The organism is Pontibacter vulgaris, assembly GCF_022758145.1.
Lineage (GTDB): Bacteria > Bacteroidota > Bacteroidia > Cytophagales > Hymenobacteraceae > Pontibacter > Pontibacter vulgaris.
Genome location: NZ_JAJVDH010000003.1, coordinates 954,555 through 976,897 on the forward strand (window position 1 = coordinate 954,555; position 22,343 = coordinate 976,897).

Below are 22,343 nucleotides of genomic sequence, written 5' to 3' on the forward strand. Positions count from 1 at the left end.
TTGTGAATTATAGCAGCAACAGATCCATTTATAGTTAGTAACCCGTTGCAAATTATTAATGGTAAAACAAGTGTTTAACTGGGCCATACTTTGCTTAAAATTTTCGGCCTTACTGCAATCATTCGATTAATAGGTATATAGATAAATTCTTAAGGATAAAGCAGATATTTGGCACGAGTCTGCTTATACTGGCTCAGGCCCGGCTCCCAGCTTTTGCGGATCTCTTCTTCTGATGTTCCGGCTATTATCTGCTCTTTTAACTGCTTAGTACCAGCCAGCTTATCAAAATTGCCTATCTGGTTACTTTGCTTGGCATCAAAGAATTTCTCTTTATAAGGATATGCCTTGTAAAGCTCTATCAGCCATGCCAGGTTAACCTGTCTGCTGTTTCTAAGCTTATTTACATCATACTTTCTTAGGTCTAACCCATAGCATGCTTTATCCTGGTGCAATGGGGTTTCGCTCATGCCTTTTATACTTACAGGAGTAAAGTTAAAATCATACTTCCCTTTCAGGTCAGGATTGCCAAGCACTGTAAAAGGAAAGTAAGTACCGCGCCCCTGGCTGATAATGGTGCCTTCGAACAGGCAAAGCGACGGGTAAAGCAGGATAGATTGAGGGGTATTAAGATTCGGGGATGGGTTTACCGGTAAGGTATATGGGGTATCGTGGGTATAGTTCTTTACTTTCACGATATTGAGTTTGCATTTCAGGTTATTGGCCAGCCAGCCTTCGCCATTTATCATTTGGGCATATTCGGCAACCGTCATGCCGTGTGCGATGGGAACCGGGTGGATACCGATACCTGACTTAAGGCTCATATCCAGAATTGGACCATCTACGAGGTAGCCATTCGGGTTTGGCCTGTCCAGGATCATCAACTCAACACCATTCTCTGCACAGGCTTCCATTACGCGGTGCATAGTAATAGTATAAGTATAAAACCTGGCTCCTACATCCTGGATATCAAAGATCATGACATCAATATCGGCGAGGTTTTCTTTTGTAGGCTTGTTGTTTTTACCGTAAAGTGAAACAACAGCTATACCTGTTTTTGGATCTACGCTATCGTCTACTTTAACACCGGCGCTTGCATCGCCACGAAAACCATGCTCCGGCCCGAATATTCTTACAATGTTTACGCCCAGTGCATGCAGGCTATCTACGCTTGGTGTTTTACCGATAATAGATGTAGGGTTCACAACCATACCAACCCGTTTTCCTTTCAGGTAAGGCAGGTATGCTGCTGTCTGGTCAGCTCCTGTTATGATGTTAGTTTTTTCGGAAGTATCGGCAGCTTTTTCTGCAACCGGTGCAGGACTTTGGGTTGCCAACTGTTGCTGACAAGAACTACCTGCCAGTAAAGCAAACGCCAGCGGTAACAGAAAAATAAAGGGCACTTTCATACTTAAGTGTCTATAGTTGGAAGAATTCACTTTATGCTTTTAAAATCTTGTATTCTGGGTTTGTATTAGCTATTCCAACTGAGCACTGTTAATAAAATTGTCCTGCAACTGGTATTAATTCTTATGCCAACCGGATACTATGTTTAACCTTCTTTCGAGCTATATTTTCTTTGCTTAAATGCCGCTGCTATAAGCCAAGAGCTTTAAATAGAGAAATGGCACCTAACAAATATAAAACAGCAAATAACCGCAAGAAAATAAATTTTATATAGCCTTTTATTCGATTTTCCCATAAAAAAAAGCAAACTCATCAAGAAAACCTAGCTATTGATGCACTTTATTTTGCAAATGCGCAAAAAACAGCATCTGCTGAATAAAATATATACATTAAATAATTTAGCCATTTTATATTTAATGTTATAACATGCAGAAATCTAGCGCTGTTAGCCTTATAAAAGTTGAGATGCCCAGGAAACTCTATAAGCAGAGATGGCAAAGAAAGTGAATAGCAAGTGACACTACCTGAGAAGTACAAGTATAAAAGCCCGCTATCTTTCCTGACAGCGGGCTTTTATACTTGATGGTAGAAATGAAAGCTAAAGCGCTTATATTTTCTGTTAAAACTTAGGCAAGATTTAACAAAGAAAAAGGAAGCAGTGGGATTTACAGCGTATTAGCAGGTATGTTTGCAGCTATCAGCACATAATTTTCTAACCAGGTATGCAAACGTACGCATTTACCGAAGGCACTTACACGCATAACATGCTAATTTCAGCCTGGTTAAGGTTCTTAAGAATTGGAAATGAAATACTTTCTTTGCTATTCAGGCTTAACCTTGTAATTACTGTTGCCTTCTTTTTCGCGCACAATTCTTTCCTCTTCCATAAGAGCATCGATAATCTCGTATACATACTTCCTGGTAAAGCCTAGCCTTTCACCTAAAGTGGTTTCATCATACCTTCCATTATTGTCACTCAGTACAGTAAGGAATCGTTCTTTATCTCTTTTCATTTTAATCAACCTTAATGTTCAGATACAAATTATTTATTGGATAATAATATATACGAGTAATTTCAGGAAGCTATTACCCTGTGTACCAGCAAATAAGATTGTTAAGTTAGGTAAATAATTACCCTGTGTTTAAATCGCCAAGTAATCAGGTGGCGCATTTAAGGAAGAAGCATTAATTATTGCCTGCTTTTGGGAAGTCTGCAACTAAGCTATAAATCAGTATATCAGGTTTAGGGACGTTTTGGCAAGCAAATTAATTTAATGGAGCCCCGAAAAATGAACTTACAATATTGGCCGAAGTATGACCGAGTGCAACAAAAAAAGCCCGCAGTTTTCACAAACTGCGGGCTTTTATACTTAATGGTGGAGATGCAGGGACTCGCAACCATGCTCCTCCTTGATTTTTGCTATTTCTTATTGCACTTCACAGTTAACTAATGATGCTCATTTCTATGATCATTATACCAACTAGTTAAACCTAAAACCAAATAATAGTAAAAACAGTGTCCGAGATTTATCCGAAAACGAAACAACCATAATCACAATATAACAATATAATACCTATAAAAAAATCCTAAATTCTATGACAATAAGATTTTACCTTGACAAGCCAAACGCTACCTGTAAGACGGCTATATATTTATTTATCCGTGCAAAGAAAAAGACATATAAATTTAATACCGGACGCAGCATCACCCCAAAGTTTTGGGATTGCAAAAAGCAGGAGGTTAAATCTGGCCACCCATCTAAGGCAAAGCTCAACCAATTCTTAACAAACCTAAAAACAGATGTCTTCAATGCGAAAGAAGAGCTAGTGCAAAAAGGTGCAACCACACTTGAAGAAATAAAAAACACGGTAGCTGCTATTGTCGCTGGCAAGGATTTGCAGGAAACTAAAGTCGGCTTCCTTGAGGCATACCAGCTATTTTTGAATGCCTATAAGGTCTCTCGATCTGAAGCAACTGTTAAGAAGTATAAAACTATTCTATCCCACCTGAACAAATATTCTGAACAAAGCAATAGCGACCTTTCTTTTAACATGATGGATATAGATTTCCAGGAAAGGTTTGTTGCCTACTTAATTCAAACTCCTAAGCTTACCAATAACACTATAGCCAGGCATATAAAATTCTTGAAAACGTTCCTCGTATGGGCTACTGAGCGAGGCTACAATAGTAAAGCGGATTTCAAGAAGTTTAGGCAAAAAGAAGAGAAGGTTGATATTATAACCTTAACCTATGAAGAGCTTATAACCTTACACAAGCTGGATCTTTCTACTAAACCTAAACTAGAGCGTGTTAGGGATGTCTTCTGCTTTGGCTGTTTTACTGGACAGCGGTTTTCAGATATAGCGGCTTTGCAGCCAGAACACATCAAAGAAAACAAATGGCATCTACATTCACAGAAAACCAAGGATATAATCACGGTACCCCTAAACGAGTTTGCACTTGAAATCTTAATCAAGTATACAATACATGGTCAGAAGCTACCATCTGTTTCAAACCAGAAGACAAATAAGTATCTAAAAGAACTCGGAGAGTTAGTGGGTATCAATGAACCGATTACACATGTCAGATACCAAGGAGTCAAGAAGATACAGTGTACTCTGCCGAAATATAAATTCATAGGCACCCATACTGCTAGACGAACCTTTTGCACTTTATCACTCGAAAAGGGCATGCAGCCAGAAATAGCCATGAAGATTTCAGGACATAAGGACTACAGAACATTTCAAAAATACATCAATTTAACTAGTAAGGTAGTAGATACATCCATGCAGACTGTATGGTGCAGAAATTAGTACATCCATTGACTAGGAATCAGAGTTAATGAAATAATATAATACGCTTGCCAACCAATTTTAGGCCTGGCAAGCGTTTTTACTTATGAATCCTTGACAGACCTATCTATATCACAAATTTACAAGAAGCACTTTTGCATTTTATAAAGAAATTTTCATTTCACACCGTCTTAATATCAGCATTTTCAGGGCGCAAATATTAAGAATTAAAGATATATAATATACATATTATATTTTTAGCATATACACGGTAAAATCATATATCAAAACACAAGTTGCATAATCATCAATTTCTTTTTTTATAGCTCAAACAATCCTAATTTCCAACAAAATTAACATACCTGAATGTAAATCTTTACAGATAAAGAATCTTATTTAAACACAAATTTGTATAAAGCACTAACATACCAACAATCATCTTCAAAATTAAGGTATATATAACATTTAATATTATCAAGAAGGATGAAAACCATGCAAAAGCCAAATACAAATGACCCGTATTTAGAAATTCAGGAATCGATAGTTTCGAAACTAGGCGAAATCATCAGTTCCCTTATGAGCTTAATTAAACCTTTCATAACACAGGCTGAAAAAGGAGGAGAAATCAATCCAACCGTTATACCTATTCCATATGAGCCGGAACAAGGATTTTACACACGTAAGCAAGCAGCTAAATTCATGAGTTGCAGCCCATCTACTATCAGAAATAGAATGAAAAGTGGCAAACTCAAATACTACAGCTGGGGCCGTAGAGTATTTTTTAAGAAGGAGGATTTAATAGCTTCTGCAATACCTTCTACTGATTTAAGCTAAATCACAAGAAAGCACCATCCAGTTGCTAGGTATTATATCTGAAGTAAATATATAAATACTCATATGTATACTATCATCTTAGCAGCTATGCTATCACTTTGCTTAACGTGTCCCTATAGTAAGAATAATTTCGTTACACTTTCTGTAACAGTCAGCTATGATACCATCATATGATACTGTCAACTGCTGGCTACCTAGAGACTACATTAAAGATGCAGCGCAAGAGAATTGTATCCTTGACAAATTAAGTAATGTAGGTCACAGCTACAAAGAAAGTACTGGGCATACTCAGTATGGACAGCTAGGCAATTTGGCATTAACTATCACCGAAAGGCGCATTTCTATAAGAGGTAGCCTTTGCAAGTATTATTATGGAGACAATTTGCACCCGTTAAACTTGAATGACACCAAATTAGCCATAGAGAAGCTTTCTGACAACCTCTTATTACCAATAGGTAATGCTCAGGTCTCTAGATTAGATTTGGCTAGCAACATATCGATGCAACACCCTGTTTCTCTTTACCTGCATTATCTAGGGTTAGCTAAATCCTACACACGACTTGAGAATCCAAAGAGTGTTACTTACAACAAAAGCAATCTCAAGCTCTCTTTTTATGATAAAGTCGCTGAAATGAAACAGAAAAAGATAACAATGCCCCCTGCAGTTAGGTTAATGCATCTGTTACGGTATGAAATGAGTTATATTAAGCAAATAGACAAGCAACTTAAACGGAATGTAACAGTGGGTATACTCTACCAACCAGCATTCTACCATAGTATAGTAGACCATTGGCACAAAGGTTATCTTGCTATACTTAAGGAGCGATCTATCAGAATAGGTTCTACAGGCTTAGACATAATAGACAATCCTCGTCTTTTAGGAGAATTGGCCCTTATTAAAACATATGGAGGTGTTATGGCAACTTTAGAAGCACTTGAAGAAGCAAAGCAACTAAAGCCATATACTGACAAAAGGAGAACTGCTGCAAGTCGACTATCTCGAAGAGTCAAGGAGCTGGCATCTCATTCTGAATACACCTTTCAAAGCCCCCTTATCGATGAACTAGATCAGAAGATAGCGGAGGCAGTTAATTATGCTTTGTTACAATAGAATATTTATGCCCTAATGGCATGGCAAAACTATTGAACAAACTAGCATGAAACATTGTGTACGGTTTTTAACTTAAAACCCTAAACTGTCTTTAAGTAGTAACAAATAGAATAAACCTTATTAAACCTCCAAAATATCACGCATTTAGCTTGTCTCAATCGTTACATATAAATAATATATATATTAAACTGCTTATCTGTACTACATTGTAGGACAATATGTTAATAAACAGGGGTTGTTCCGGATACATATATATAAAGCTTATTGTTATTTTATAAGGCCCCAAAATCCTACTTAAAGCCAATAGATTTAATTACAGTTTTTCTCACTCTATGAGCTGCTTCTATCTAAAAATCATCCGATATAAGTAACCGAATACTTTTTAGATAATCCTATTAAGTGTGTGCAAAATAAACCTTTAGATAAAAGCAATAGTAAACGTAGCTTAGTAAACATTGGCATTTATATCTACCTTTGCGTCCATGAAGTACCCGACAGTCATTTGGGGGTTATTTATCTTTCTACTGGCGTGCTTGCCTTGCACGGACGGCGGGACGGCTTATGCCCAGGGTATAGAAACAGAAGTACAAGCTGATTTAACCCATTCAGACGCTGATCAGGAAGCAGACCTTTGTTCCCCTTTATGTGAATGCAACTGCTGCGGAGGTATTACCTTAACTATTCAATTTCAAAAAGTAACCCAGCCGCTTGTGCTTCCACAAAGCACTAACCATTCTACCTATATGGTCCGCGGCCCTGTGGCTCCGATCATCCCATTCTGGCACCCGCCTAAAGCTTAACCTATTTTTCTTTAGAGTAAGAAAACACGCTTAGTTGCATCCATATGCGACCAGAAAGGCGTGCGCATACACTTGGTGTATGTGGTATTTTGGGTTTAATCAACACACAAGTGCTAGACAGAATCATTCATTTTTCTATCTACAACAAGCTTATTATCGGCCTTTTTACGCTGGTGCTTGTTGTATGGGGCAGCTATTCCCTAACGCAGCTGCCCATCGATGCCGTACCGGACATCACCAATAACCAGGTGCAGGTTATTACCACCAGCCCTTCGCTGGCTGCCCAGGAAGTAGAACGACTGATCAGCTTCCCGGTAGAGCAAACGATGTCTACTATTCCAAACATCGAAGAAGTACGCTCCATATCCCGCTTTGGCCTTTCCGTAGTGACCATCGTCTTTAAGGAGCGGGTAGATGTGTACTGGGCCAGACAGCAGGTGGCAGAGCGATTGGTAGAAGCTGCTGAAAACATTCCCCCAGGCGTGGGCAGTCCCGAAATGGCTCCTATTTCAACTGGTCTTGGGGAGATTTACCAGTATGTGGTTCATGCCAAGCCAGGCTACGAAAAGCAGTATAGCCCCGTAGAGTTACGTACCATCCAGGACTGGATCGTTCGCCGGCAGTTGCTCGGAACGCCTGGAGTGGCTGAAGTAAACAGCTTTGGCGGCTATCTCAAGCAATATGAAATCGCGGTTGATCCTGACCGGCTGAAGGCTCATAACTTAAGCATTTCGGATGTGCTGGAAGCACTCGAACGCAATAACGGGAATACCGGCGGAGCCTACATAGACAAGAAACCGAACGCTTACTTTGTCCGCAGCGAAGGCCTGATTGAAAGCCTGGACGAAATAGGCAAGGTAGTGGTACAAAACACCTCAGATGGCACTCCTGTTCTTATCTCGGATATTGCGCAGGTGCAATTTGGGACGGCCAACCGGTACGGGGCTTTAACGGATGCAAAAGGCGAAGCTGTAGGTGGTATTGTGATGCTGCTCAAAGGCGAGAATACCAACCAGGTAGTAGCTCGCGTGAAAGAGAAGATGAACCAGATCACCAAGTCACTTCCGGAAGGGGTAGCAGTGGAAGCTTTCCTGGATCGTAGCGAGCTGATTGGCCGGGCGATCGGCACGGTAGAGCGTAACCTGATCGAAGGGGCGCTGATCGTTATCTTTGTGCTGGTACTCTTCCTTGGTAACTTCCGTGCAGGCTTAGTCGTGGCTTCCGTGATCCCGCTTTCGATGCTCTTTGCCATTATTATGATGAACCTGTTTGGAGTAACAGGCAACCTGATGAGCTTGGGAGCTATTGACTTTGGGATCATTGTAGATGGTGCCGTAATCATTGTAGAAGCCACTATGCACCATTTGGGGCTTCGGAATGGTAACAGGCTCACCCAGGCACAAATGGACGAAGAAGTTTACGACTCCGCCCGTAAGATACGTACATCCGCTGCCTTTGGGGAAATCATCATCCTGATCGTGTATTTACCTATCCTGGTACTGGTAGGCATCGAAGGGAAGATGTTCCGCCCAATGGCCTTGACCGTGTCATTTGCAATCCTGGGAGCTTTTATACTTTCGCTGACCTATGTGCCGATGATGTCTGCCTTGGTACTTAGCAAAAACACGAATCGTAAGCGCAATATTTCAGATAAGATGATGGACTTCTTTCAACGTCTTTATGATCCAGTTATTCGGGGCGCGCTAAAGTTCAAAGCATTGGTATTACTTCTGGCGGTAGGGTTATTTGCCTTGGCCCTGGTTATGTTCTCCCGCATGGGCAGCGAGTTTATTCCTACGTTGGAAGAAGGCGATTTTGCTCTGGAAACCAGGTTGCTAACCGGCAGCTCTTTATCTGAAACGATTGAAAAAGTATCGCTGGCATCCCGTATCCTTAAAGAGCAATTTCCGGAAGTAAAGGAAGTGATCAGCAAGATCGGGGCTGCAGAAATCCCGACAGACCCGATGCCAATGGAATCGTCTGACATCACCATTATGCTGAAGGACAAATCAGAATGGACGAGCGCCAATACCAGGGAAGAACTGGCCAGTAAAATGACTGAAGCCCTGGAAGCAATTCCAGGTGTTACGTTTGGGGTGTCACAGCCCATTCAGCTGCGTTCTAACGAACTCATTTCCGGGGTGCGACAGGACGTAGGTATCAAGATATTTGGAGAAGACATAGCAGAGCTAACCCGTCTTTCTCAGGAAGTAGGGCGCGTGGTGGCATCCGTCGAAGGGGCAGAAGATCTGTATGTAGAACAAGTATCAGGGCTTCCCCAGATTGTAGTGGACATCAACCGTGACCAGATTGCCAAGTTCGGACTGGACGTGGAAACAGTCAATCAAACCATTAATGCAGCATTTGCCGGGCAAAGTGCCGGGATGGTGTATGAAGGGGATCGTCGCTTTGATATGGTGGTTCGCCTTACGCAGGACGAACGGCATGACATCGACGATGTGCGGCAGCTTTATATTACGACATCCACCGGCCTACAGGTGCCACTTACGCAGTTGGCTAATATCCAATACCGTCAGGGACCTAACCAGATACAGCGCGAAGATGCCCAACGACGTATTATTGTGGGTTTTAACGTCCGTGGCCGCGATATAGCCAGCGTAGTAGAAGAAGTACAGGAAAAGATTGATCGGGCAGTGCAGCTGCCCGTAGGGTACTTTGTTACCTATGGGGGTCAGTTTGAAAACCTGGAGCAAGCCAACAAACGGCTCTCGGTCGCTGTACCGGCAGCTTTGGCGCTGATATTCCTGCTGCTTTTCCTGACATTCCGTTCCGTTCGTCATTCGCTGTTGATCTTTACAGCGATTCCGTTATCTGCTATTGGTGGTGTACTCGCCTTATGGGTGCGCGGGATGCCGTTTAGTATTTCTGCCGGGGTCGGGTTTATTGCGTTGTTTGGTGTAGCCGTGTTGAATGGTATTGTGCTAATTGCAGAGTTTAACAGGCAACGCAAAGAGCAGCCAGGCTTAAGCTTGCGGGACGTGGTGTTGAACGGTACTGCCATCCGTTTGCGACCAGTGCTGATGACAGCTACCGTAGCTTCGTTAGGCTTTCTGCCAATGGCACTCTCCAGTACTGCTGGAGCAGAAGTTCAGAAACCATTGGCTACCGTGGTGATTGGTGGGCTTATTACAAGCACGCTACTTACGCTGGTGGTATTACCTGTGCTGTACATCCTGCTAGAAAACTATTACCTGAAACGCCTGCAAAGGAGATCGGGCGGTAGTGATTTCTCTACAGCTGCAGCATCTGTACTCCTTATTCTTTTGACCTTCGGCTTTATAGTTGGCGCAGCACCTGCTGCACATGCACAAGGGCCAATGAAGCAGTATACCTTACATGAAGCAGAGGAACGCACACTCGCGCAGAATCCTGCTGTAGGCGCTGCGAAGTTAGAGGTAAAAAGGATTCAAGCTTTGCAGGGAGCTTCCTGGGATCTGGACAAAACGCAAGTACAGTTTTCAACCGGTAAACTCAATACTGGCACCTATGACAACGAAGTTTCTGTTTCGCAGTCCTTCTCAATGCCCACGCTGTATAGCAGGCAGGCTAAGCTTGCCAACGAACTCACTGAGGTCAGCAAAGTTAATCTGACGCAACGCCAGCGGGAAGCAATACGCGATGTAAGGCTCAACTATTATGGTCTGGTGTATGCCCTGTCACGGTTACGATTACTTGCCTACCAGGACAGTTTATATGTGCAGTTTGCCAAAGCTGCACAGACGAGGCTGCGCACAGGAGAAACGAACCTGCTGGAAAAAGTAACTGCCGAAGCACAACTCTCTGAGGTGCGTAACAATGCTTTTCAGGCAGAAACTGATGTTGCCGTCTTCCAGGAAAGGCTACAGGCATTGCTGGTAACTGATACGCTTGTTGCGACAGCAGATACAATGCTGAACCGGCTGCCTATGCCTATCATAACCGAGGCGCAACTGGAACAAAATCCAAGGCTTCGCCTGGCACAGCAGCAAGTAAGTGTTCGGCAGGCAGAAACAAAGCTGGAACGCGCGAAGTTGTTACCAGACCTGCAACTTGGGTATACGAACCGCACCCTGGGGGGCAACCATGCCAGCGATGGTGCAGAAGCCTTTGAAGCGCCACAGGAAGTTTCCGTTGGGCTGGCTATCCCACTCTGGGCAAGACCACAGAAGCGCCGCATTGATGCTGCTAAACTACAATCAGAAGCAGCAGAGTTGAACCTGCAACAAACCCGCAACGAGGTGCAGGCAGATGCCCAAGTGGCACTACAGCAAGCTCTAAAACTACAAAGTAGCTTGGCTTATTACGAAAAGACTGCCTTGCCACAGGCTCAGCTTATTATTACCCAGGCCACGAAAGCTTACCGTGCAGGAGAGATAAGTTACCAGGACTACATTCTGAATTTGAACAGGGGGCTGACCATCCGGACCAATTACCTGGAGACGCTTTATACTTATGATCGAGCGGTTATCGAACTGCAGTACATCCTGGAAAATCAACAATAATGAATTTACAAGAAAAATCATCCGAAATGAAAAGGATCATCTATATCGTATACCTTACCTGTTTTCTGATTTTCACTGCCTGTGGCAATTCGGCTGAACCAGCACAGGAAGAGGCGGAAGCTCATGAAGAAGAAAGTCCCGATAGAGCAGAACTTACCGCAGAGCAGTATCAGGTAGCCGGGATTACCTTAGGCAAGCCCGAAATGCGCAACTTGAGCAACATGCTCACCTTAACGGGCAAACTGGATCTCCCCCCGCAGAATATGGCTTCGGTAACAGCCCCGCTTGGCGGCTTTATCCGGAAAACAGAAGTTCTGGAAGGCCGCTTCGTGAAAAAGGGGGAATTACTGGCTACCATTGAAAACCCGGAGTTTGTAACTTTACAGGAAGATTACCTGGAAGCCAGAAGCCGCCTGGACTACTTGGAGCTGGAATACAAACGCCAAAAGGAATTGCACGAGGAGCAGGTTACGGCTGCGAAAACTTACCAGCAAACCGTTGCAGAGTATAAAAGCATGCAAACGCGGGTAGAAGCCCTGCAGGAACGTTTAGCCATCATCGGCATTACCAATGGTTCGCTGCGAACTGGCAAAATCAAACGTGTTTTGCCACTTTATGCGCCGTTGGAAGGGTATATTACTTTTGTTAATGCGGATGTGGGTCGATACGTGGCTCCTACCGATGTGCTTTTCCGCATTGCTGATACTGACCACATGCACGTAGAGCTGACCGTGTTCGAGAAAGACCTGGCTACGTTGAGAAAGGGACAGAAAGTACATTATTCGCTTCCGGGTGAAACAGTCGTGAACCATCAGGCTACGATCTACCTGATCGGCAAAGAGATCAGCCCGGAACGTACTGTGCAGGTGCATGCGCATATGGAAGACGAAGACAAGGACCTGGTACCAGGCATGTATGTGCAGGCGCAGGTAGCACTGGATAACAGGCAGGTACTGGCTTTACCAGAGGCGGCAGTTGTGCAGGAAAATAACAGCAATTTTATTTTTCTATACACAGGTCAAGCAAAGGAAGGAGAAGCTGTGATGAAGCAATTCCGCATGGTGCCAATAGAACGCGGCATGGAAGAAGGCGGGTTTGTACAGGTAGCCCTTCCTGCTGGCGTCGATACGGCTACAAACAACTTTGTAACTAAAGGCGCACACTCGTTGCTTGCCAAAATGCGAAACTCCGAGGAAGAAGGTCATCATTAATCAAGAAGCTATGCTACAAAACTTAGACATGCTGCTTCAAGAAAAGCACATTCGGCCCACGGCCATGCGCTTGCTGGTGCTAGATTTTCTTAAATCCCAAAGGGCAGCAGTAAGCCTGAATGATCTGGAAACCGCTTTTCACCGCTCAGACCGCATCACGTTATACCGTACTCTGAAGACCTTTGAAGAAAAAGGTTTAGTTCACCCTATTGCTGACGGAACCGGTTCGGTAAAGTACGCGCTGTGTGCAGATGATTGTCAGACCGAGAACCATCAGGACCTGCATATTCATTTCCATTGCAGTAAATGTGCCGAAACGTATTGCTTACCTACAACTCGTATCCCTGAAGTCTCTATACCAGCAGATTTTGAAGCGGAAGAAGTAAGCTTGATGGTGAAGGGGATTTGTAGGAACTGTAAGAATGAAAATGCAATGCAGTTGCAGGCAAAGGAGCAGTAGATTTGTAACAGAAACTAAAAGAACTTGATCATGAAGTTTAACTGGAACATGCCTGCTAAGCTCCGCCCTTATTACCAGCAGGAGCTAGCTACTTACCACACTAATTGGGAAAAGGGACAAGTAGTACAAGCATGGCGACATTTGGAACGGGCGCATATTCTGGGACAACCGTACCCAGTGGCACATACAGCAGTGCATTGGCAAATGCTTTTGTTTGGTTTTAAAACCAGGAACACAAGAGAAGTCTTAGGTCAATTGCCACGCTTGCTAGTAGGCGGCATTAAATCCTGGGCAGGAATGATTCCACTCGGCAATACTGGCGGGGCAAACGTACATCCGCTGAAACCGATGCCGATTCCGTACGATTTGCAGCAAATCATACAGGCTGCCCATTAACTAACAATGTAAGAACAATGGATAAGAACGCTGAAACAACTAAGAACATAGAAGAAGATTTTAAACCCTTGGAGATCACTTCCCCTCGCACCGCAGAAGCACCGGGGCCAAACGTGGGCGCAGAGTGCTGCTCAGCGGATGGGAAAACGAAGGTAAAGGGTGCTGACGAGCATGCGCATGCCGAAGAAGAGGCTAAAGCATCTTATTTGCCGACAGCTCTGAGTCTTGCCCTGCTACTGGGCGGCATCTTGTTAGACTACCTGGATACCCCTTGGTTTTCAGGCTATGTACGCCTTTTAAGTTATGGAATTGCTTATGTGCTGGTTGGCTGGCGGGTGGTATGGCACGCCATCAAAAGCCTTCAAAGTAGTTTTTTTAATGAGTTCTTCCTGATGACCATGGCCACGCTTGGTGCCTTCTACATTGGAGAATACGCTGAAGGGGTTGCCGTGATGCTTTTCTACGTGATCGGCGAACACTTCCAGGAGGCTGCGGTACTACGCTCCAGGCGCTCCATCAAAGCACTTATTGACAACCGCCCAGATGAAGTGGGTGTCGTATCCGGAAATAGCATAGTTAGTAGGAAAGCGAAAGAGGTACAAATAGGTGAGGTCGTGCAGGTGAAAGCCGGTGAGAAAATAGCGTTGGATGGTGAATTACTGACCGAACGCGCTTCTTTCAATACCGCTGCCCTAACTGGGGAATCCAAACCGGATACCAAAGCAAAAGGCGAAATTGTGTTGGCAGGGATGATCAACCTGGACCAGGTGATCGAGCTGAAGGTCACATCTGCCTATGAGAATAGCGCACTATCAAAGATCCTGAAACTGGTAGAAGAAGCGGGTAGCCGTAAGGCCAAAACCCAGCAATTCATTACCAGGTTTGCCAAAGTATACACGCCGATCGTGTTTTTCCTGGCTGTGGGGCTTACCTTCATTCCTTACTTCGTTTTCGAAAGTTATGACTTTAACGAGTGGCTGTACCGGGCGCTGATCTTTCTGGTCATCTCCTGTCCGTGTGCGCTGGTGATTTCCATACCGCTGGGCTACTTTGGAGGCATCGGAGCTGCTTCGCGCAACGGCTTGCTGTTTAAAGGTTCTAATTTCCTGGACCTGATGACGCAAGTTAACACCGTGGTGATGGATAAAACCGGAACGCTCACCGAAGGCGTTTTCCAGGTGCAGCAGATAGAAACGGTCTTGCCCGATAAGGCTTGGTTCTTATCCGCAGTGGCCGCATTGGAAAGCAAGTCTACCCATCCGATTGCCCAAGCTGTCGTCGCTGAAGCAGGCCATTCTTACCAACAACTTACAGTAAGCAATGTAGAAGAAATATCCGGTCATGGCTTGAAGGGTACAGTAGATGGCAAAGAACTGCTGGTAGGCAATAGCAGGCTGCTGGAAAAGTTTAAGGTAAGTTATGACTCAAGCCTAAATGAGATTGTTGAAACGATTGTTTTAGTAGCTGTGGACAGTGTTTACGCTGGTTACATTACCATTGCAGATAAAACAAAAGCAGATGCACCACAGGCTGTTAAACGTATGCGGGAGCTGGGTGTAAAGAAATTGGTAATGCTCTCGGGGGATAAAGACTCTATTGTACAGAAGGTGGCCAAAGAACTTCAGCTGGATGAAGCATATGGTGGATTGTTGCCCCAGGATAAGGTAGCCCATGTCGAAAAACTGAAGGCTGAAGGGCGCATGGTAGCCTTTGTAGGCGATGGCATTAACGATGCACCTGTGATAACGCTAGCTGATGTAGGCATGGCCATGGGTGGCCTTGGCTCGGATGCTGCTATTGAAACGGCAGACGTGGTGATTCAAACAGATCATCCTTCCAGAATAGCAACTGCAATCGAAATTGGCAAGAAAACGAAACAGATCGTGTGGCAAAATATTGCGCTTGCGTTTGGGGTGAAAGCCATCGTACTGATCTTAGGTGCTGGTGGATTGGCTACTATGTGGGAAGCAGTTTTTGCAGACGTAGGCGTGGCCTTCCTGGCTATCTTAAATGCAGTACGTATTCAGCGGATGAGGTTTTAGTTGGATTAGAGCATCAGGAGGTATATGCAATATTAGTTTTAGTGGAATATCTGCTCAAAATATTGCATATACCCTGTTTGCCTTCAATGTACTATAGCTATGAACAGCAAGACTTGTTTAACTGGATAGGTGGGCATGCCACCGTGCCATAGCTGCAATACACGCAACAATCACCCTGTTTAGGTTTCAGTACGATATGGCAATTAGAACACTCATAAAAGTATTGGCAAGCATCCGTCGGCATTGTTTCTTGCTTATCAAAGCCGCATTCAGGACACGTAAGTGTTGACTGTAAAGTAGGTGTTTTTTCCATCGTAAATTATTTTTTAGAACAGCATGATTTACCACTTTCTGCCGAGCATGCTGGCTCTTTTCCAAAGACTAAGCTAGTAGCAGTGCATAGTTCCACATGCGGCATTTTACCCTTCCCTACATACTTTTCTCCAGCTTGCTGAATCTGACGCTCTACTTTGTTATAGGCTTCGGTGGTCAGGTCTTTGTAAGAAGATATAGACAGAAACAGGTTTGTGTAGATGCCAGTGATGTCTTTCTCAAACTGCTTTTCAAATGCTGGTTTGATAAGGCCCTCTTTTTTGTAGCCTGCAATCGTGTTTTTCGCAATAATAGCGGCTTCCTGCTGGCTTAACTTATCCACTTCTTTGCCCTTGTACCACGCGCTCCCTTTAGGAAAAGAGGCAGTATAGCTCTTTGATTCTGCAGAAGCTAATGCAGTTATCCCAATATTATGACTAGTACTTACCGTTTGGATGATCTCAGCTCTCTTGCCGTTAGCAGTGTTTGGTAGCCATTTAACAGCTACCACAGTTCCTTTCTTGTTCAGCCAGGCTCCCTCTACTGCCTCTTTGTGTTTTTCCAGATCGATCAGCATGAACTTGGCTTTACTACCACAGCCGATAGAAGGTGCCGCCTGGCAAACCAACGGGGCTTTGTAGAAAGACACAGTTGAAGTAGATGCAGTCACAAGGTTATGCGCTGTTACTTTATAGCCTGTCTTTTGTATGGCTGCTGTAATGGTCTTCACATCAACCTCTGTCTGATCAAAAGTCACTAAACTACTGTTGGTCGAATACGAAGTATTGAAGACCTCCACCCCTTTTACCTTAGCAAGTTCCTTGTTTACATGGCTTTCACAACCTGCACAGGTCATGCCTTGGATGGCGAACCTTACCTGTTGTTTAGTGTCATTTAACGCCACAGGAGTAGCCTGTGGTTGTGGCTGAGGATAGAAAATGTTCGCATAGAGCGGGAAGGACATCAAGCCAATCGCAACCACGGTTACGATGGCCAAAAAAGCCTTGGATTGAAGGAAGGATACCTTCTTGGGTATTTCGCAGTTACAATCCATCGTAGTTGTTTTAACAGGCTTAAGTTTACTATACCAGGCAATGGCAAGTACTACCAAGGACACGCCTATCAGATAAGGCCTGGCTGGTTCAAGCCACGAAAAGCTTGCAGCTAAACTGCTGCTGCCAGCCAGTAAGGCAATAACAGGTAAAACACAACAAAGCGATGCTGCCATCGCAGACAGAAATCCAGCACCAGTAAAGGTGCCTGACAATTTTATTCCGCTCATACTTTTTCCAGTTCGTTAGCATGCTGATTGATATGTTTGAAAAATGGCTGCAGGATCTCCATATTATCCTGTGTGAGTGAATAAAAGATAGTTTGCCCTACTTTTCGAGTCTCCACAATGCTTCCATCCTTTAACTTCCTTAAATGCTGTGAGACGGCAGGAATGCTGATACCTAGAATGTCAGCCAGGTCGCAAGGGCATAATTCCTTTTCTGTTTCAAGCAGGTAGAGCATTTTTAACCTTACCTCATTGCCCGCTAAGGCTAATATATTGGATAGGGCTGTCAAGGATTTTTGGGCTGTTCCCAGCTTGTTTTTACAATTCCTAATTTGGCCTTGATCTGCAAATATGCGGCTGCAATTTTTATTATTCATGCAGCAAAGATATAGGAAACAAGTATTTAAGCAAATACTTAAATACAAAATTCTTAAGAACCTAACTTATAAAAATCGTATCAAAATAAGTCTCCCTTACAAAACCCTTTCATACGCTGTCCTATAGAATAATTAAAATCAGCCTCAATGTATCATATAAAGCAGTAGCATAATCTGATACAGACAGCAAAAGGAGAGAGGATTTTGCAGAAAAATGCTTTTGGATGGAGTTTTAATGGATGTGTTGCGCCCTCATTCGCACCCTAAACTTAACAAAACGTATTTAGACTCATCAGAGGCATATTTTACAATCCTATAAAGATTGTAGGCGATTTGGTAGTTATAAGCCAATCTTTGAATCCACATACTTAAATTCCGAATCCGGATCGTTGCAAACCTTAAGTAACCTTTCATAGTCACTACTCATTGCATAAAATTCGTCCTTACTAATGACCGGAAATTGAAACTCTGATCCCAGTGATTCTTTGTCACCTCTTCGATCTCGTATTTTCTCAAGCCTTTCATTCATATATTTTACAATAAACTTTATGTGATGAAATTGCTGTACTTCTTTTAATGAACTGTGAATCAATATATCACTCTCTATCTTTTCAATAAACATTGATATAACATTCAACCTTTTACTAAAGATGGAAATGTTTGTTAAGTTCCTCAGTTCATTGGCATAAAACCCATTTTCAGATTTAGATGGATAATGTGTATTTGGCGGAGTAGATTGCCCTATCAGTTGAATGAGTTTACTCAATTTCGTTTTAGTCTTCCATTCGTCTAATTTGCGATCAATCCCATACTTGATGTAGAGTGCCATAACCCCAAACCCAAATGCAGTTAATGGTCCAATAATAGTCCCGTAGTCTTTAAGTATATCTTTCATTTCTCAAAATTGTTTATGGCACGTGTAGACAATGAGGTGGCGCCAGACGAGCATTATGCTTGTAAATTATTAGCATATAACATATATCTATTTTATAGAGGTTAAATCTTTAGATCTCATTATCTATCAGATTTAAGGTATCTAACACAAAACCTGCAAGCTCAGTAACATTCATTGTATTTGGGTTTGCACCAAGTGTATTAAAGTCTGGTATAGGCTCACCGTGATGTGGCTTACAAGAAATACCATTAATAGCCTGTAGTTTTGATATGATTCCCGCCCTATTTGCATTATTTCTAAACACAACCCCTTGGCTATCTAAAGTTGTGATAAGATTACCAAAGGTTTGATTATTAGCCGGCAAGCCTCTTAGTTGTCTATAGAATTTAAAGCGTAGATGCGCTTCAAGTACATTGCGCAGCCATCCTAGAACAATGTCTTTCTTAGCAAGGTCAGGGTCCTCCAGAAACTTTTCTAGCTCTTTGACATGCTTAAAATATTCATTCTCAACCAAAGTCTCTAAAACTAAGGGTTGAATTGTAGAAGCCTTAGTCAAATAGTTTTCTGCTATCCTTAGAGTTTTTTTATCCCCAGCACCAAACCCTTTAGAGAGTTCATATAGGAAATACTCGTTATGACTAAGAACGATAATTTGCTTAATGGTCGGGAATAGATCCTTTATTAGCTGAACAGTATACATTCTTCTGTTGCTGTCGAAGCTTGAGAGGGGATCATCAAATACTAGAATCTTGTTACTAATGCCAGGGTCAATGTCAAGTTTAGAGAGGAAGAAAGCCAAGGCAATGGTACTCTTATCACCTTCGCTCAAACAGTCCTTCACATTATTCTCTTGCTCGGGTTCAAAGGATATATCCTGCCCATCAATGGTGAGCTTATAGCCGATTTTACTCTGTGTTGCTTTGCCTTGTGGCGGTACATGTACTACATCCTCGATTTTGAACAAAGTTTTAAATACCGTTACCAGATAGTGGTTGATCCTATCCTTATAGCTTGTAAAGAATGTATTAGCAGCCTGCTGTTGCTGCTGAACAAGCAGAGGATAGGCAGTTTCTAACGTACGAAGTGATTGCTTTTGGGCAATAAGTTGGCTGCACAACAAATCAATAGCTGGCTCAAATCTGGCCTTCGTTCTTTTTAATCTATCAAGCTCTGCCTGAGCCTGAGGAACAGATATGATTCCATTCTTAAAAGCTACAATGCTGGCATTATATGAATCTACTCTCTGGTTATATTTAAGGATTTTTGAATTAACACCCTGTAACAATTCTTTCACTCTAACGGAAATGCTACCCGATAGAGGTGCTGACGGGTTCTGAAGTTTTTGCTGGAGTATAGTAGTTAAAGAGTGGAGTTCTATTCTTATCAACTCTTCATCGATCAATACATCAAAGTCAGGCGCCTGTACTGTAGCAGGTAAGTAAGCAGACCAACTTGCAGCACGACTTGTGTTTAATTCATTTATGCTGTATATAGTTTGTATAACAGCTTCTAAGCCAAAGGCCTGAACCGCTCTTACATGAAGTGTCAGTCTATCTACAAGTGCATTAAATTCCTGATTAAACTGAAGAGCATATGTACTTACCAAGCCTATAGTATCGTCTATAGTATGCTTACAGAATGGGCATTTAGTGGGAACAGGGGATTCGCCAGGTGTCTCTTTAGTCTTATTTTTTAAATAGGTATACCCTTTTTCAAGCCAACCTTCCGGATTTGCAATTCCACCGTTTGATAATTCATCACAATGATTGGCAAATAATTGTTTCAGCGCTGCATCCTGTATCGTTTGTGTGGTTGTTTCAAGATCAGAAATCAGACCATTAATATCAATTCCAGAATGGATAAGGTTGAGGTGAGATAAGGATTGCAGGGTTTGTATAATGGTGTTTCCGGTTGCACCTGCCAATACAGTCTCTGCATCCCCTATAAGCCTTTCTATATTGTTGGGTTGTGGCCTTTGAAGAGAAAGGAAGGAGGAAATTAGGGTTGATGTAAGATTGTTGCCTACCTGTTGCAGTAATTGGGACTCAGTAGTAGTAATATTATCTCTAATAGCGGCTTTATCTCTTTTATTTTCCTCAATTTGGTGTTGAATCGCTACACCTTGCGCACCTATTACAAATTGATGAAGTTGCTTTTTATGTCTGTCGTTAAATTCACAGCCTGAATAAACATTCTCATCAACAAAGTGCGTGTCAAATATCTCAATGTCAGGATAAGGTGCAGCCCAGCCTGTTCTATGGTTGAAAGTATGCCTAGTATCACCTGAGGTGTTTCTCTGAATAATTTGTGCTGCCTGATTTGCAGCCAAGTTTGTAGATTTTCTTCTCCTTATTAACTCAGGGTTATTTTGATTGAGGGAGCGCAATATTGATGTTAATGTAGTTTTACCACTGCCATTATCAGCATAAAATAGTGTCAGCTTCTTAAATGCCACATCACCTGTTGCCTGGTAATTTCTGTACTTACCTATAGAGGCAAGTCTTTCAATTTTATGTATCATGAGTTAATTTGGATATACCTGCGCTTTACCAGAGTGACTTATAGGTTCTTGAAGTCTTAAATGGAGAGCTTTATATACAAATATATATATTCTTATATGATACATAATACTATTTAATCGTAATACATCTTAGTATAAACCTACTTATCTATTGATGCATTATTTATCCTGTAGACAATCCCGATAATGTGTGGAAGATATTCTGTCATACCAAAAGCCAAAGGACGCTCCAAGACATCCAAGCTTTTGGAAAAGCATTTGCAGGAAGCTAATTATAACGCTGCTCCCAGCCAAGCACTACCTGTGGTCACCAATACCCAACCTGACAAGCTGCAGTTCTTCTCGTGGGGTCTACAGCCTTTCTGGGCCAAGGATGCCAAAGCAGTCAAGCGCTCGATCAACGCAAGGGCAGAAACGCTTACAGAAAAGCCTTCTTTCCGCAAGCTGCTGACATCTAAGAGGTGCCTAGTGCCAGCTGATGGCTTCTTTGAATGGCAAGTGGCCGACCATGGCAAAGTACCTTATAGAATCCTGTTAAAGAGCGAGGAGTTGTTCTCCTTTGCAGGCCTGTGGGACGAGTGGACTGATAAAGAAACAGGCGAGGTGCTGCATACCTTTACCATTATCACAACGGAAGCCAATGACGTAGTAAAGCCTATCCATAATCGTATGCCTGTGATGCTCTCGCCTGAAGCAGAAGAGTTGTGGCTCGATGCCCATGAATCACAGCAGGAGTTGCTCTCGTTGCTGCATCCCTATAAGGCAGCAGACATGAAAGCTTATCCTGTCTCACCTCTGGTCAACTCCCCGCTGAATAATGTGCCTGAAGTGCTGAATTCTCTATAGATTAAGATGGTGGTTATAGAGGCCAGTTTCTTGACATGGGAGCATTATATAATGCATTATAGGCATAGATTAATTTATTTACAGGATACATGCTTCACTTATTGATAAATCATTGACGCTTTTTTTGGGATGCACCAAAATTTCATGTAACATTGCTGAGCGTAACATACCTGTAATACAGACAGTAAACCTAAATTAGGTTATAAAAAAGGTGTAGGCCTTATGACCTACACCTTAATAAATTTACTGTTTAAGAATGATTGAGAGTGTTAAATCGATATCCAATATAAACTGGAATTCGTATCCAACATCGTAATCAAGCAATGACAGTAAATACCCGAAGCCCAACATTAGGGCTTCTTTCATGAATCTGGAATGCGCAAAAGTTTTGGCGAACCCACGCACTCTGGATTTTACACTTCCCTTACTGGGGGACTGGGGTAACTCAGGATCTAGGTCAGATGACTTCGAGGAATTGCACTTCCTTTGGTCGCCTGACCTTTTCCTTTTGCCACCCTTCTTCAACTTTCTCATCGTTTCTGAATTTATGGTGAAAAGTA

17 protein-coding genes are annotated in these 22,343 nt (G+C 42.7%); 10 read left to right on the top strand and 7 right to left on the bottom strand.

The annotated features are described in order from the left end of the window. Nucleotides 1-149: 149 nt before the first annotated feature. Nucleotides 150-1,406: an exo-beta-N-acetylmuramidase NamZ family protein gene (locus tag LWP20_RS09440; protein ID WP_242927876.1), complete on the bottom strand. Its 1,257-nt coding sequence runs from the start codon at nucleotides 1,404-1,406 to the stop codon at nucleotides 150-152. Nucleotides 1,407-2,225: 819 nt separating this feature from the next. Then, nucleotides 2,226-2,417, bottom strand: coding sequence for a hypothetical protein (locus tag LWP20_RS09445; RefSeq protein ID WP_242927877.1), 192 nt, complete (start codon nucleotides 2,415-2,417; stop codon nucleotides 2,226-2,228). 583 nt (nucleotides 2,418-3,000) lie between these two features. Here LWP20_RS09445 and LWP20_RS09450 point away from each other — a divergent pair. The 9 genes from LWP20_RS09450 (at nucleotide 3,001) to LWP20_RS09485 (ending at nucleotide 15,553) form a co-directional block, all read left to right on the top strand. Beyond that, the gene (locus LWP20_RS09450) at nucleotides 3,001-4,218 is read left to right on the top strand and encodes a site-specific integrase (protein WP_242927878.1); all 1,218 of its coding nucleotides are present in this window, start codon (nucleotides 3,001-3,003) and stop codon (nucleotides 4,216-4,218) included. Between the two features lie 471 nt (nucleotides 4,219-4,689). After that, nucleotides 4,690-5,031, top strand: a complete 342-nt coding sequence (locus LWP20_RS09455; protein WP_242927879.1) for a helix-turn-helix domain-containing protein — start codon at nucleotides 4,690-4,692, stop codon at nucleotides 5,029-5,031. A gap of 157 nt (nucleotides 5,032-5,188) precedes the next feature. Next, entirely contained in the window at nucleotides 5,189-6,142 is a 954-nt protein-coding gene (locus LWP20_RS09460; RefSeq protein ID WP_242927880.1) for a phage/plasmid replication domain-containing protein, read from the top strand. Between the two features lie 482 nt (nucleotides 6,143-6,624). Then, complete coding sequence (locus LWP20_RS18350; protein WP_367615743.1) at nucleotides 6,625-6,942, top strand: DUF6660 family protein; 318 nt, start codon at nucleotides 6,625-6,627, stop codon at nucleotides 6,940-6,942. 110 nt (nucleotides 6,943-7,052) lie between these two features. After that, nucleotides 7,053-11,444, top strand: a complete 4,392-nt coding sequence (locus tag LWP20_RS09465; protein ID WP_242928032.1) for a CusA/CzcA family heavy metal efflux RND transporter — start codon at nucleotides 7,053-7,055, stop codon at nucleotides 11,442-11,444. Then, entirely contained in the window at nucleotides 11,444-12,655 is a 1,212-nt protein-coding gene (locus LWP20_RS09470; protein ID WP_242927881.1) for an efflux RND transporter periplasmic adaptor subunit, read from the top strand. The genes LWP20_RS09465 and LWP20_RS09470 overlap by 1 nt, the downstream gene beginning before the upstream one ends. Before the next feature lie 10 nt (nucleotides 12,656-12,665). Then, on the top strand, nucleotides 12,666-13,115 hold the full coding sequence (locus tag LWP20_RS09475) for a Fur family transcriptional regulator (RefSeq protein ID WP_242927882.1): 450 nt from the start codon (nucleotides 12,666-12,668) through the stop codon (nucleotides 13,113-13,115). A gap of 30 nt (nucleotides 13,116-13,145) precedes the next feature. Next, nucleotides 13,146-13,511, top strand: a complete 366-nt coding sequence (locus LWP20_RS09480) for a DUF3703 domain-containing protein (RefSeq protein WP_242927883.1) — start codon at nucleotides 13,146-13,148, stop codon at nucleotides 13,509-13,511. Nucleotides 13,512-13,528: 17 nt separating this feature from the next. Continuing rightward, entirely contained in the window at nucleotides 13,529-15,553 is a 2,025-nt protein-coding gene (locus tag LWP20_RS09485; protein WP_242927884.1) for a heavy metal translocating P-type ATPase, read from the top strand. Between the two features lie 97 nt (nucleotides 15,554-15,650). On the opposite strand, the gene LWP20_RS09490 is transcribed toward LWP20_RS09485, so the two are convergent. The 5 genes from LWP20_RS09490 to LWP20_RS09510 form a co-directional block, all read right to left on the bottom strand. Further along, nucleotides 15,651-15,866: a GDCCVxC domain-containing (seleno)protein gene (locus LWP20_RS09490; protein ID WP_242927885.1), complete on the bottom strand. Its 216-nt coding sequence runs from the start codon at nucleotides 15,864-15,866 to the stop codon at nucleotides 15,651-15,653. A gap of 6 nt (nucleotides 15,867-15,872) precedes the next feature. Next, a complete protein-coding gene (gene merTP / locus LWP20_RS09495) occupies nucleotides 15,873-17,147 on the bottom strand; it encodes a mercuric transport protein MerTP (RefSeq protein WP_242927886.1) in 1,275 nt (424 codons plus the stop codon). Then, complete coding sequence (locus LWP20_RS09500) at nucleotides 17,144-17,521, bottom strand: ArsR/SmtB family transcription factor (protein ID WP_242927887.1); 378 nt, start codon at nucleotides 17,519-17,521, stop codon at nucleotides 17,144-17,146. The genes merTP and LWP20_RS09500 overlap by 4 nt, the downstream gene beginning before the upstream one ends. Before the next feature lie 340 nt (nucleotides 17,522-17,861). After that, nucleotides 17,862-18,416 carry a hypothetical protein gene (locus LWP20_RS09505; protein WP_242927888.1) on the bottom strand — a complete coding sequence of 185 codons (555 nt, stop codon included), beginning with the start codon at nucleotides 18,414-18,416 and terminating at the stop codon, nucleotides 17,862-17,864. A 109-nt stretch (nucleotides 18,417-18,525) separates the two neighbouring features. After that, nucleotides 18,526-20,937: an AAA family ATPase gene (locus tag LWP20_RS09510; protein ID WP_242927889.1), complete on the bottom strand. Its 2,412-nt coding sequence runs from the start codon at nucleotides 20,935-20,937 to the stop codon at nucleotides 18,526-18,528. 186 nt (nucleotides 20,938-21,123) lie between these two features. Here LWP20_RS09510 and LWP20_RS09515 point away from each other — a divergent pair, with 186 nt between their 5' ends. Further along, complete coding sequence (locus tag LWP20_RS09515) at nucleotides 21,124-21,783, top strand: SOS response-associated peptidase (RefSeq protein WP_262914559.1); 660 nt, start codon at nucleotides 21,124-21,126, stop codon at nucleotides 21,781-21,783. Nucleotides 21,784-22,343 lie beyond the last annotated feature (560 nt).

What these genes read in the sequence shown, in the direction of transcription:
- LWP20_RS09500 (WP_242927887.1), bottom strand. Translation starts at nt 17,521, where the DNA reads ATGAATAATAAAAATTGCAGCCGCATATTTGCAGATCAAGGCCAAATT.
- LWP20_RS09490 (WP_242927885.1), bottom strand. Translation starts at nt 15,866, where the DNA reads ATGGAAAAAACACCTACTTTACAGTCAACACTTACGTGTCCTGAATGC.
- LWP20_RS09445 (WP_242927877.1), bottom strand. Translation starts at nt 2,417, where the DNA reads ATGAAAAGAGATAAAGAACGATTCCTTACTGTACTGAGTGACAATAAT.
- LWP20_RS09440 (WP_242927876.1), bottom strand. Translation starts at nt 1,406, where the DNA reads ATGAAAGTGCCCTTTATTTTTCTGTTACCGCTGGCGTTTGCTTTACTG.
- merTP (WP_242927886.1), bottom strand. Translation starts at nt 17,147, where the DNA reads ATGAGCGGAATAAAATTGTCAGGCACCTTTACTGGTGCTGGATTTCTG.
- LWP20_RS09480 (WP_242927883.1), top strand. Translation starts at nt 13,146, where the DNA reads ATGAAGTTTAACTGGAACATGCCTGCTAAGCTCCGCCCTTATTACCAG.
- LWP20_RS09450 (WP_242927878.1), top strand. Translation starts at nt 3,001, where the DNA reads ATGACAATAAGATTTTACCTTGACAAGCCAAACGCTACCTGTAAGACG.
- LWP20_RS09470 (WP_242927881.1), top strand. Translation starts at nt 11,444, where the DNA reads ATGAATTTACAAGAAAAATCATCCGAAATGAAAAGGATCATCTATATC.
- LWP20_RS09510 (WP_242927889.1), bottom strand. Translation starts at nt 20,937, where the DNA reads ATGATACATAAAATTGAAAGACTTGCCTCTATAGGTAAGTACAGAAAT.
- LWP20_RS09475 (WP_242927882.1), top strand. Translation starts at nt 12,666, where the DNA reads ATGCTACAAAACTTAGACATGCTGCTTCAAGAAAAGCACATTCGGCCC.
- LWP20_RS09455 (WP_242927879.1), top strand. Translation starts at nt 4,690, where the DNA reads ATGCAAAAGCCAAATACAAATGACCCGTATTTAGAAATTCAGGAATCG.
- LWP20_RS09485 (WP_242927884.1), top strand. Translation starts at nt 13,529, where the DNA reads ATGGATAAGAACGCTGAAACAACTAAGAACATAGAAGAAGATTTTAAA.
- LWP20_RS18350 (WP_367615743.1), top strand. Translation starts at nt 6,625, where the DNA reads ATGAAGTACCCGACAGTCATTTGGGGGTTATTTATCTTTCTACTGGCG.
- LWP20_RS09460 (WP_242927880.1), top strand. Translation starts at nt 5,189, where the DNA reads ATGATACCATCATATGATACTGTCAACTGCTGGCTACCTAGAGACTAC.
- LWP20_RS09505 (WP_242927888.1), bottom strand. Translation starts at nt 18,416, where the DNA reads ATGAAAGATATACTTAAAGACTACGGGACTATTATTGGACCATTAACT.
- LWP20_RS09515 (WP_262914559.1), top strand. Translation starts at nt 21,124, where the DNA reads ATGTGTGGAAGATATTCTGTCATACCAAAAGCCAAAGGACGCTCCAAG.